The sequence below is a fragment of the Pseudomonas yamanorum genome (assembly GCF_900105735.1).
GTDB classification, from domain to species: Bacteria; Pseudomonadota; Gammaproteobacteria; order Pseudomonadales; family Pseudomonadaceae; genus Aquipseudomonas; species Aquipseudomonas yamanorum.
Map to the genome: position 1 here is coordinate 6,507,267 of NZ_LT629793.1, position 11,962 is coordinate 6,519,228.

Below are 11,962 nucleotides of genomic sequence, written 5' to 3' on the forward strand. Positions count from 1 at the left end.
ACATGCGCACCGAACAGCCGAAGATGATTTACCTGAAGGACTATCAGGCGCCGGACTACCTGATCGACGAGACGCACCTGACCTTCGAGTTGTTCGAGGATCATAGCCTGGTCCACGCGCAGCTGGTGATGCGCCGCAACCCCGAGCGCGGCGCCGGCCTGCCCCCGCTGGTGCTGGACGGGCAGCAGTTGGAGCTGCTGTCGGTAAACCTCTCCGACCAGGAACTGACCGACGCCGACTACCAGTTGAGCGACAGCCACCTGACCGTGCACCCCACCAGCGCAACCTTCACCCTCGACACCACGGTGAAGATCCACCCGGAAACCAACACCGCCCTGGAAGGCCTGTACAAATCCGGCGGCATGTTCTGCACCCAGTGCGAGGCCGAAGGTTTCCGCAAGATCACTTATTACCTCGACCGCCCGGACGTGATGAGCGTGTTCACCACCACGGTGATCGCCGAGCAGCACAGCTACCCGGTGCTGCTGTCCAACGGCAACCCGATTGCTTCCGGCCCTGGCGAAGACGGCCGGCACTGGGCGACCTGGGAAGACCCATTCAAGAAACCGGCTTACCTGTTCGCACTGGTGGCCGGTGATTTGTGGTGCGTCGAAGACACCTTCACCACCATGACCGAGCGCACCGTGGCGCTGCGCATCTATGTCGAGCCGGAAAACATCGACAAGTGCCAGCACGCCATGAACAGCCTGAAGAAGTCCATGCGCTGGGACGAAGAAGCCTATGGCCGCGAGTACGACCTCGATATTTTTATGATCGTCGCGGTCAACGACTTCAACATGGGCGCCATGGAGAACAAGGGCCTCAACATCTTCAACTCCAGCGCGGTGCTGGCCCGCGCCGAAACCGCCACCGACGCCGCGCACCAGCGTGTCGAGGCGATCGTCGCCCACGAGTATTTCCACAACTGGTCGGGCAACCGCGTGACCTGCCGCGACTGGTTCCAGCTGTCGCTGAAGGAAGGTTTCACGGTGTTCCGTGATTCGCAGTTCTCTGCCGACATGAACTCGGCCACCGTCAAGCGTATCCAGGACGTGGCCTACCTGCGCACGCACCAGTTCGCCGAAGATGCTGGGCCGATGGCCCACGCGGTACGCCCGGACGGCTTTATCGAAATCTCCAACTTCTACACCCTGACCGTGTACGAAAAGGGCTCGGAAGTGGTCCGCATGATCCAGACCTTGCTCGGCGCCGAAGGCTTCCGCAAGGGCAGCGACCTGTACTTCGAACGCCACGACGGTCAGGCTGTGACCTGCGACGACTTTATCAAGGCCATGGAAGACGCCAACGGCGCCGACCTGACCCAGTTCAAGCGCTGGTACAGCCAAGCCGGTACACCACGCCTGGCAGTGAGCGAGTCCTACGACGCGGCGGCTAAAACCTACAGCCTGACCTTCCGTCAAAGCTGCCCGGAAACCCCGGACAAAGTAGAGAAACTGCCGTTCGTGATTCCGGTTGAACTGGGCCTGCTGGACAACAAGGGCGCGGGTATCGCCTTGCGCCTGGCCGGTGAAGCCGTTGCGGGCGCCACCTCCCGGGTGATCTCGGTGACCGAAGCCGAACAGACCTTTACCTTTGTAGATATTGCCGAACACCCGCTGCCGTCTCTGCTGCGAGGCTTCTCGGCGCCGGTGAAACTGAGCTTCCCGTACAACCGCGACCAGTTGATGTTCCTGATGCAGCACGACAGCGATGGATTCAATCGCTGGGACGCCGGCCAGCAACTGTCGGTGCAGGTGTTGCAGGAGCTGATCGCCCAACATCAGCAGGGCAAGGCACTGGTGCTGGATCAACGCCTGATCACCGCACTGCGCAGCGTGTTGAGTGATGAAAGCCTGGACCAGGCGATGGTTGCGGAAATGCTGTCGCTGCCGAGCGAAGCCTACCTGACTGAAATCAGCGAAGTGGCGGACGTCGAGGCCATCCACGTGGCCCGGGAGTTCGCCCGCAAGCAACTGGCGGATCGCCTGTTCGAAGGTTTGTGGCTGCGCTACCAGGCCAATCGCGACCTGTCGAAGAAAACCCCGTACGTGGCCGAGGCGGAACACTTCGCCCGTCGCGCCTTGCAGAACATCGCGCTGTCGTACCTGATGCTCAGCGGCAAGCCGGAAGTGCTGGCGGCGACCCTTGAGCAGTTCGACGCGTGCGACAACATGACCGAGCGCCTGACGACCTTGGCGGTTCTGGTCAACTCGCCGTTCGAAGAAGAGAAGGCCAAGGCCCTCGCGGTGTTTGCCGAGAACTTCAAGGACAACCCGCTGGTCATGGACCAGTGGTTCAGCGTGCAGGCGGGCAGTGGTTTGCCGGGCGCGCTGGAGCGGGTCAAGGCGTTGATGCAGCACCCGGCGTTCAACATCAAGAACCCGAACAAGGTGCGGGCACTGGTGGGCGCGTTTGCCGGGCAGAACCTGATCAACTTCCACGCGGCGGATGGTTCGGGTTATCGGTTCCTGGCCGACCTGGTGATCCAGTTGAACGGCTTCAACCCGCAGATTGCTTCGCGGCAGTTGGCGCCGTTGACCCGCTGGCGCAAGTACGACAGCGCGCGGCAGGCGTTGATGAAAGGTGAGCTGGAGCGGATTCGCGCTTCGGGCGAGCTGTCCAGCGATGTGTTTGAGGTGGTGAGCAAGAGCCTTGCGTAACTGAGACCGCCGTTTTCTCAAGGCTGAGCATTGTCTATGTGGCGAGGGAGCTTGCTCCCGCCGGGCTGCGTAGCGGCCCCAAAATCTTGGGAGCGCTACGCACTGGAGCGCCAGCCTGGTCCAGCGGGAGCAAGTGTTTTTAGATAACCGGCGGCCAGCGCAGGTCTAGAGCGTCTTCGTCGGTATAGCGCGGGAAACGCTCCGCGATCATCTCGTGGGGCACCCCCAGCGGTATCGTGCTGGCAACGTCCAGGCGGGCCACTTGCTCAGCCGAGAGTTGCACACTCAAAGCGCCCAGGGTGCCATCCAGCTGTTCGCGGGTGCGCGGGCCCAGAATCGGAATCAGCGCGGTGGTGGAGCGACGGGCTTTTTCCCGCAGCCAGGCGATGGCAATGTGCGTCGGCGTGGCGTCCAGTTCACCAGCGACGGCCAGCAAGGTGTCGAGCACTGCCGTTTCCCGAGCACTTTTTTCCGCGTGAACCAGAATCCCCAGCTTGCTGGCGCGAGTATCCTCCTGGCTGTTGCGATATTTTCCAGTGAGAAAACCACCCCCCAGCGGTGACCACAACGTGGCGGCCAGACCCAGGGCTTCAGCCATGGGCAGCAGCTCACGGTCGGCGGTGCGCTCGGCCAGGCTGTATTCGGTCTGGATCGCTACCAGCGGCGCAAAGCCGCGCACTTCGGCGAGCAGGTCGGCGCGGGCAATGCGCCAGGCAGGGAAGTTGGACAGCCCGGCGTAGTGGATCTTGCCGGCGCGCACCAGGTCATCAAACCCCCGCAGGATCTCTTCCATCGGCGTGACGTTGTCGCTGATATGCGCCCAGAACAGGTCGATGTGATCGGTGTTCAGGCGTTTCAGGCTTTCTTCGACGGCGCGCACCATGTTCTTGCGGTTATTGCCGAGCTTGAGGGTGCCTTCGTCCTGAGGCTGGGTGCGCAAGGTGTACTTGCTGGCGATCACCAGGCGGTCGCGTTCCGACGCAATGAACTCGCCGAGCAGCACTTCCGATTGGCCGAACTGGTAGCCGTTGGCGGTATCGAGGAAATTACCGCCGGCCTCAAGGTAGCCGTCGTAAATCCGCTTGGATTCTTCACGCTCGGCGCCGTGGCCCCAGCCTGTACCGAAGTTGGCGGTACCCAGGGCCAGCTCTGAAACCCGCAGGCCGCTGCGACGGCCAAAGACTTTATTGCGCATACGAGAACTCCTGACGCTGTGGTTTGATTTAAATGTTTTGCAACATCTATTTAATATGATGTGAGTCATATTTTTCGTCAAGCGGCTTTTTTTGCCGTTGAAGGGCAGGGCGTCTGCTCCTGACACTTTCTGACAGAGGCCTCTGCTAAGCTTCGCCACCTTCCTTTTTTCGAGCGTGATCAACGTGTCGCGTACCAGTCGTCTGCTGACCTTGTTGCAAGTCCTGCGGGGCAAGAAGCGCCCCGTGACGGCCGCCGTGCTGGCGGCGGAATTGGAGATTTCCGAACGTACGCTGTACCGCGACATCGCCGAGCTGACGGCGTTGGGCGCGCCGATCTATGGCGAGGCGGGCGTGGGTTATGTGCTGCGTGCGGGTCTGTTCCTGCCGCCGCTGATGCTCAACGCCGACGAGACCGAAGCCATCGTGCTGGGCTTGCGGTATGTCGATCAGCGCGGTGATGACGTACTGAGCCAGGCGGCGGCGAATGCCCTGGCGAAGATTGCTGACGTGCTTGATCCTGCGGCCCAGGAAGCGTTGCGCAATCCCACCTTGCTGCCGGGCCCGCCAGGGTTCGGCTACCCGGAAAACCGCGTGCCGTTGAATGTGTTTCGCGAGGCCATTCGCGGCCAGGCCAAGCTGCACATCGATTACGCCGATGCCAGCCAGACCGCCAGCCAGCGCCTGATCTGGCCCCTTGCCCTGGGCTTTCTCAACGAAGTGCGGGTGATCGTCGCGTGGTGCGAATTGCGTGGGGCCTATCGCACCTTCCGTACCGACCGCGTGGCCGCCGCCAGCCTTCACGGCGAGCGTTATCCGGGGCGGCGCAGCGACTGGCTACGGGGCTGGCGCAAGCTGATGGAACAGAACGAATCCGGGCCGTTCACTCCTGACAAGAACTGACACAACGCTGCTTTAGCATGGCTCCATAAATCACTAACAAGGAGCTGTCACCATGTCCCAACCCACCCCCGAGCTGGCCCCGGCGATTGCGACCTACATTGCCGCTGCGAATGCCGGCGACACATCCTTGGTCGCCGACTGTTTTGCCGAAGATGCCAACGTGTTCGATGAAGGCGAGCACCAGGTCGGTACCGCCGCCATTGCGCGTTGGATGGAAGACACCGGGCGCCGCTACCAGCCCAAGGTCCAGGTGCTGAATGTGCAGCACCGCACCGGCAAGGTGCTGGTCAGCAACCTGATCACCGGCAGCTTTCCCGGCAGCCCACTGGAGCTGCGCTATACCTTCCGCCTCAACGAGCAAGGCAAGATTTCCCGATTGGATATTTCCCTGTAGCCGTCATGGCATACTGCCGAGCATGACTTTCGACTCGCCACTCGCCGCCTACCAGCACGCCATCACCGAACAGGGTTTCGTCCCCGACGACGCCCAGCGTGAGGCGGTGCAAGCCCTGCAAGACTGCCATCAGGCCCTGCATCACGGGCATGGGCCTATCACCGGGGTGTACCTGTGGGGCCCGGTCGGTCGGGGTAAGACCTGGCTGATGGACCAGTTCTACCAAAGCCTGCGAGTTCCAGCGCGGCGCCAGCATTTTCATCACTTCATGGGCTGGGTGCACCAGCGCTCGTTCCAACTGACGGGCACCCACGACCCCTTGCAGGCCCTGGCCCGTGAACTGAGCCGGGAAGTGCGGGTGCTGTGTTTTGATGAGCTGTTCGTCAATGACATTGGTGACGCGATCATTCTCGGCCGGCTGTTTCAAGTGATGTTCGAGGAAGGCGTGGTGATGGTCTGCACGTCCAACCAGCCACCGGACCAGCTGTACGCCGATGGCTTCAATCGCGATCGTTTCCTGCCGGGAATCGAGGCCATCAAACGGCATATGCGGGTGGTGGCAGTGGATGGCGGGGAAGATCATCGCCTGCATCCAGGGACCGCGCTGCAGCGTTATTGGGTGGATCAGCCTGGGGCGTTGGCCGAGGTGTTTCGCCAGTTGAGCCATGGGCAGGCGGTGAGCAGCGCGCCGGTTGCGGTCGGCTACCGCTCCATCGTGGCGGTGCAGTCCAGTGAGACGGTGCTGTGGTGTCGTTATGCCGATCTATGCGAACAGCCGTTGGCCGCCATGGATTTCATGCTGCTGTGTGATCGGTTCAAGGCCATTTTGCTCGGCGAGGTGCCGAATCTAAGCGCACAAAAGCGTCCGGGACGAATCGCCCGTGGCACCGAAGACGCTGCCGAACGGGTGGACGCCGGTGATCGGGAGCTGCCGGAACTGTCGGTGCATGACGACAGCGTCCGGCGGTTCATCGCCCTGGTGGACGAGTGCTACGACCGCAAGGTGCCGCTGTATATCGAGGCCAAGGTACCCTTGGAAAGCCTCTATACCGAGGGCTACCTGGAGTTTCCATTTCGCCGCACTCTGAGCCGCCTGCAGGAGATGCAGCTGGCGCGGTTTGGCGAGCCTGGCGCGCTTTCACGCGGGTAAATGTAGTTAATCTCCTTCATCTAATGCCTGCTCCATGCTTACAATCGAGCCCTTTTATGGGGACCGAGTCCCTGTTGCACCGTTAACGAGGAAGGAAATGGACACCGCAGACATCCTGGTGCTGCAAGCCAGCTACACCAATCCGGTACACGCCGAGGCCATTGGCCTGGTGCTCAATCATTACGCCGAAGATCCCATGGGCGGTGGCCAAAGCTTGCCGGCCGACCGTTTGCAGCAACTGCCGGCGGAGTTGGCCAAGCGTGCCCATGCGTTCAGCGTGCTGGCCTTTGTCGGCGGCACGCCGGCGGGTCTGGTGAACTGCTTTGAAGGGTTTTCCACCTTTGCTTGCCGTCCGCTGGTCAACGTGCACGACGTGGTGGTGATGGATAAATTTCGCGGCCTGGGGTTGAGTCAGAAGATGCTGCAAAAGGTCGAGGAAATTGCTCGTCAGCGCGGCTGCTGCAAGATCACCCTCGAGGTGCTTGAAGGCAATGGCGTGGCGCAGTCGGCTTATCGAAAGTTTGGATTCGGCGATGCGGTATTTGATGCAGAGCATGGCCGCATGTTGTTTTGGAGTAAACCGCTTTAATTAATGTTTATTTAATTAAAGGAAAAAAGGCGCCAGCAAGTGGCGCCAAATAAACCTTAGCTATCAGAGCGGAATAGCACAGGGTGTTACGGGTAAATCAGGTGTTAGGGGTCGCGGTAGTTTGATCGGCAGTGGCAGGTTTTGCAGTCTTGCCGTCAGCCATTGCGGTTTGCTGGGCAGCACCGTGAGTCTGTTCCTGAACGAAGGTGAAGTTGTTGTAGAACTCCTTCGAGCGCTCTGATCCGCCTTCTGCAAAGGCGGCTACGGAAGTCATGGTCATCAGGCCGGCAAGGATAACAGTCGAAAATTTCATGGCAGTGTCTCAGTAAGTGTGTTGGGTCCGCGCGTTGTCATCAGCGGCGGGATGGGGAGACTGTGAGCCAATGATATTAAGTAAGGGTTAACCTCGCGCTGACCGAAAGTTAACGATTTCGTTAACTTCCACTCTTTCGCAATGATGAATTCAGAGCTTCCAATCCAATGCAAGGCTGATGGAGCGCGGGTCTCCCCAATACACGCCGTTATAAAAGCCGACACGCTCGTAATATTTTTTATCAAATAGGTTGTTGATATTAATTGATGCTGACAAGTGGTCATCGAACTCATAGCGGGACATCAGGTTGACCACGGTATAGGCCTGCTGAGTGATTCGGGCCTGCTCCCTGATCAACGTTCCACTGGAGTCCCTGCCCACGGGGCGATAGGCAAAGTCGTAGAAATCACTCTGCCAATTCACCGCGCCGCCTACTGTCAGCGCATGCCATTCGCCGGGCAGGCGATAGGCCGTGGACACCCGCAGCAGGTTCAGCGGCAGGTGGGTGTTATTGCGCTGCTTGTCGCCGTTGAGGGAGTGGGTGTAGGTGTAGCCGGCGGTCAGGTTCCAGTCGGGGCGAACCTCTCCGGAAACCTCTATCTCGAAGCCCTGCACTTTGTTGCCTTTGCCGCCCGACGCGAAGAACTGCTCGCCGGTATCTGGATCCGGTGGCGTCGAACTGTCCAGTTCCGCGACGTTGTCCTGCTTGCTCCAGAAATACGCGGCCGCCAGGTTCAGGCGTTCTTCCAGCAGGCTGCCCTTGATGCCCACTTCATAGTTGCTGCCCACCACCGGCTCCAGGTATTGCTTGCCGGCGTCACGCTGCTCTTGCGGGTTGAAGATATCGGTGTAGCTGGCGTAGACGGTGTACTCCGGGGTCAAGTCGTAGAGCAGGCCGGCGTAGGGCGTCCACATGTCGTTGTGGGTCTGGCTGGATTTTGAGGTGCCGAGGAACTGGTCGGTGTCCTGATCGTAGTTGTACGTGGTGCTCTCGATCTCCCAACTGCCATAACGGCTGCCCAATACAGCATGCAAGCGGTCAGTCAGGCTCAGGCGGGTGGCCAGGTAGCCGGCCTTTTGCCGAGTGCTGCCTTGTTCGCCCTTGAGGCCGGTATTGGCGTCGGGGAATTTGCCGATCCCGCCCATGTGTTTCCAGTCGTCGATGCTGGTGTAATTCTTCGGCACCGGACCGTCGCGCAGGTGTGGCGAAGAATCGCGCTGTTCGGACTCGCCGTAACCCACCATCAATTCGTGCTCACGACCCAGCAGGGAATAGGAGCCAGCCAGGTTCAAGTCCACCACATCCATTTTCGACGTGCCGAGCATGTGGCTGGTCCAGGCTGTCATGCCGCTGCGGTCGGCGTTGGGAAAGCCTGAGCCGCCGTAGTAAACCTTGCCGTCCGTGTCGCTTTCGCGGTGGGTGTAGGCCGCCTTCAGGTGCCAATCACCGGCCAGTCGGTGGTCGAGGGTGGCGAAGGTGGTTTCGTCTTTCAGCGGCCAGGAACTCCAATGAGCCGCGATGTTGGCGGAGCGGGGCAGCTTGGCTTTGCTGCCGTCGCTGTTCCAGTAGGGCAAGGTGCCCCACGCGGTGCCCTGCACGTGCTTGTTCTGGTAATCGAAGCCCACCGCCAGCACCGTGTCGTCGGTGAGGTCGCCTTCGAGGATGCCGTAGCCGACTTCCCGTTGCAGCGCGTAGTTGTCGCGATAGGACTGGCTGTCGCGGTAGGCAAGCACCGTACGGCCGCGCAGGCGCCCGTCAAATGCCAGGGGGCCGCCAACGTCCAGGTAGCTGTAGTAATTGTCATGGGAGGCGCCGCTGACACCCGTCTTGGCCTGCCACTGGGCGGTCGGGCGTTTGCGTACCATGTTGACCGTGGCCGACGGATCACCGGCGCCGGTGGTCAGGCCGGTGGCGCCGCGTACCACTTCGACCCGGTCGTAGATGATGGTGTCGGCATCGGACTTCATGCGGCCGAAGGTGTTGAGCATGCCGTCAATCTGGAAATTGGTGATGCCGTAGCCGCGTGAGGAGTAGTCCACCCGGTCGGAGTCCAGGTGCTGCACCACCACGCCGGTGGTCTGGCGCATCACTTCGGTCAGGGTGTTGAGGTTGAAGTCGTCCATCTGTTGGCGGGTGATCACCGAGACCGATTGTGGGGTTTCCTTGATGGACAGGTTCAACTTGGTGGCGGTGCTCATTGAGCCTGTGGTGTAGGCACCGGTGTGTTCGGTGTTGGCGCCAAGGCTGTCGGCGGTGATGCGGGTGCTGCCCAGTTCCAGGGCTTTGGCCGGCGCTTGCGATTCCTGGTCGGGGTCGTTTTCAGCCAGCAGGTCCGGGCTCAGCACCACGCTGAAGAGGCCCAGGGTCAAGGTCATGGAACGGGTAATAGGCGCGAACATCGCGGCGAACTCCTTGTCGTCTATGAAAAATGCCATTGGCTCAAAGACGAAAGGAGGCGGGGAACTTTAGCGATAAACGAGAATAATTATTATCTTGGCGCTGGCGGCCAAGTCGGGTTTCACCGCATTGCGCGGATGAAACCCGGAGGGATTCAAGCTACTTGACGACCACGTTGGCGGCGTCGGTTTGCTTGGGCTTGATCAGGCTGAAATCAATCAGCGGTTTTTGCTGGCGTGCATACGGATCGCCAATCAGCCGCGGCCGGGGCTTGAAGCTGTCGCTGACCAGGCTCTTGCTGTGGTCCAGTTCATCGAAGCTCAACCCTGCCATGTCGGCCCAGGTATGGATCAGCTGCGAGCTGGTGTAGGGACGCTGCAAGTCACCGGCAAAACTCCAGTCATGGCTTTCACGCCACTTGGGCGATGCGTAGGCCATGAACGGAATGGTGTACATCGGCGCCGTCGGCTTGCCTTCGTTGCGGCCCAGGGTGGTGTGGCCGGCCGAGTCGAACACGTCTTCACCGTGGTCGGACAGGTACAGCAGGAAGCCGTTGGGGTCAGTCTTGGCATAGTCCTTGATCAGGCTCGACACCACGAAGTCGTTGTACAGCACTGCGTTGTCGTAGCTGTTGTAGGTCGGCAGCTGCGCGTCGCTGATCGCGTCGGGCACGCCTTGGCGGTCGGTGAACTTGTCGAAGGTCGGCGGGTAGCGGTACTGGTAGCTCATGTGGGTACCCAGCAGGTGCACCACGATGAATTTGCGCTCGGCGGTGTCGGACATCGCTTTGGCAAAAGGCTCCAGCACATCGCCGTCGTACTGGCGCGCATTCTGGTTACGGTTGTTGTTCAGGTACACCTGCTCGTCGGCCTGTTCGGAAAAGGTCGTGAGCATGGTGTTGCGCTTGGTCATGGTCTGCTGGTTGGTGATCCAGAAGGTCTTGTAGCCGGCCTGCTTCATCACGCTGACGATGGACGGCGTCTTGAGGTACAGGTCCGGGTTTTCTTCGTCGGCGAAGGTCAGCACCTGTTGCAGCGCCTCGATGGTGTACGGGCGCGGGGTGATGACGTTGTCGAACACCGCGAGTTGGTCCCGCAGCTTGTCCAGCTCCGGCGTGGTGTTGCGCGGGTAGCCATACAGGCTCATGCGCTGGCGGTTGGTGGACTCGCCGATCACCAGCACCAGGGTCGACGGCTGGCCGGCCATGCTGTCTTTGAGGTTGGTCAAGGGCGGGATCTTGCTGGCGCTGGTGAGCATGCCTTGCATGTTATCCAGTTGTTCGGTGTAGCGGCGGTAGGCGACGATCATCTGCCATGGCACTGCCGGCTCGATGCGGGTTTCAAAGCGGTCGATGGCCAGTTCCATGGTCTCGCTCTTGGCGATCTGCTTGACCAGCGGGTAACCGACGATGGCAATCACGATTGCGGCAGCCGCCAGCATGGCCTGGCCGCGCGGCAGGTACACCGGGCGTACGCGGGTCCACAGGAAAACGGCCATGGCGGTGTGAGCAATGAACGCCAGCACGATCCACCAGGCAAAGTATTGGGTGGCGTACTCGCCCGCTTCAGAGATGTTCGACTCGAACATGATGAAGATGACGCTTTGGGAGAATTCCTGCTGGTAGATGAAGAAATAACCCAGGCTGGCCATGGAACAGGCCCACAGCACCACGCCAATCAAGCCTGCCACCAGGCGCGCGCGCCGCGGGAACAACAGCATCGGCGCCAGCCACAGGGCGCTCATGAAAAATGCCTGGCGGAAACCGCTGAAGCCGGAGGTGCCGGTCAGTTGGATCAGCAGTTGGGTAATGCCCGAGAAATACCAGAAGAACAGGAACATCCAGCCGAGGCCGGCCCAATCAAAACCTTTCGCAGACGTAGTGCTGCGTTTGAACATCGCCATCCAGCGCTCCAACCCGATAATTTTTCAGTGTCAACGCGCAGGGATGCACGTCAACAGAGGGCCAGCGCACGTGGCGCGGCCCGATTCGGCGGGAGTATCGGGATGAGGATGTGAAAACTTCGTGAGTTATTCCTGAACGGTTCGTTCAGCTCACGTTCAGCAAACGGCGGGCTGGGTGCCGGACGGCTGATTGAGCTGGCCCTGCAAGTGCGAGCGCAGACGCATGACTTCCTGCTGCAGTTGATCGCGCTCGTCTTTCAACTGGCGCAATTCATCGCGGCGAATGGTGACATAGAGGGTCTGGGGCGGACGGGTCATGTGTGCAGTGCTCATTGCTTACCTCGCAAATAGCCGGTGTATCGCGGTGCCAGAGCGCTTGATTCGAGGCCCTCGGCAACAGTCGGGGCAATTCTGAATTCTTTTTTAAGTGAAGGGAACTTTTTTATTTTTGATGGTCGTT

10 protein-coding genes are annotated in these 11,962 nt (G+C 60.4%); 5 read left to right on the forward strand and 5 right to left on the reverse strand.

Translation table 11 applies throughout. The features are described from left to right. Positions 1–2 precede the first annotated feature (2 nt). Positions 3–2,660 (forward strand): aminopeptidase N, encoded by a 2,658-nt coding sequence (pepN, locus tag BLU46_RS30275; RefSeq protein ID WP_093209279.1) that lies wholly within the window; start codon positions 3–5, stop codon positions 2,658–2,660. Positions 2,661–2,799: 139 nt separating this feature from the next. On the opposite strand, the gene BLU46_RS30280 is transcribed toward pepN, so the two are convergent. Then, positions 2,800–3,855, reverse strand: coding sequence for an aldo/keto reductase (locus BLU46_RS30280; protein ID WP_093209283.1), 1,056 nt, complete (start codon positions 3,853–3,855; stop codon positions 2,800–2,802). 184 nt (positions 3,856–4,039) lie between these two features. Here BLU46_RS30280 and BLU46_RS30285 point away from each other — a divergent pair, with 184 nt between their 5' ends. From BLU46_RS30285 to BLU46_RS30300, 4 genes are all read left to right on the forward strand, one after another. Then, positions 4,040–4,756, forward strand: coding sequence for a helix-turn-helix transcriptional regulator (locus BLU46_RS30285; protein WP_026077906.1), 717 nt, complete (start codon positions 4,040–4,042; stop codon positions 4,754–4,756). A gap of 52 nt (positions 4,757–4,808) precedes the next feature. Then, positions 4,809–5,150: a nuclear transport factor 2 family protein gene (locus BLU46_RS30290; RefSeq protein ID WP_063029487.1), complete on the forward strand. Its 342-nt coding sequence runs from the start codon at positions 4,809–4,811 to the stop codon at positions 5,148–5,150. Positions 5,151–5,172: 22 nt separating this feature from the next. Beyond that, positions 5,173–6,300, forward strand: coding sequence for a cell division protein ZapE (gene zapE / locus BLU46_RS30295; RefSeq protein ID WP_093209288.1), 1,128 nt, complete (start codon positions 5,173–5,175; stop codon positions 6,298–6,300). Between the two features lie 97 nt (positions 6,301–6,397). After that, complete coding sequence (locus BLU46_RS30300; protein WP_063029491.1) at positions 6,398–6,889, forward strand: GNAT family N-acetyltransferase; 492 nt, start codon at positions 6,398–6,400, stop codon at positions 6,887–6,889. Positions 6,890–6,986: 97 nt separating this feature from the next. On the opposite strand, the gene BLU46_RS30305 is transcribed toward BLU46_RS30300, so the two are convergent. The 4 genes from BLU46_RS30305 to BLU46_RS33110 form a co-directional block, all read right to left on the reverse strand. Beyond that, positions 6,987–7,202, reverse strand: coding sequence for a hypothetical protein (locus BLU46_RS30305; RefSeq protein ID WP_063029493.1), 216 nt, complete (start codon positions 7,200–7,202; stop codon positions 6,987–6,989). A gap of 150 nt (positions 7,203–7,352) precedes the next feature. Further along, positions 7,353–9,602: a TonB-dependent siderophore receptor gene (locus tag BLU46_RS30310; RefSeq protein WP_093209293.1), complete on the reverse strand. Its 2,250-nt coding sequence runs from the start codon at positions 9,600–9,602 to the stop codon at positions 7,353–7,355. Between the two features lie 157 nt (positions 9,603–9,759). Then, positions 9,760–11,502, reverse strand: a complete 1,743-nt coding sequence (locus tag BLU46_RS30315; RefSeq protein ID WP_063029497.1) for a phosphoethanolamine transferase CptA — start codon at positions 11,500–11,502, stop codon at positions 9,760–9,762. A 156-nt stretch (positions 11,503–11,658) separates the two neighbouring features. After that, entirely contained in the window at positions 11,659–11,835 is a 177-nt protein-coding gene (locus BLU46_RS33110; protein ID WP_256124662.1) for a DUF6026 family protein, read from the reverse strand. Positions 11,836–11,962: the final 127 nt, after the last annotated feature.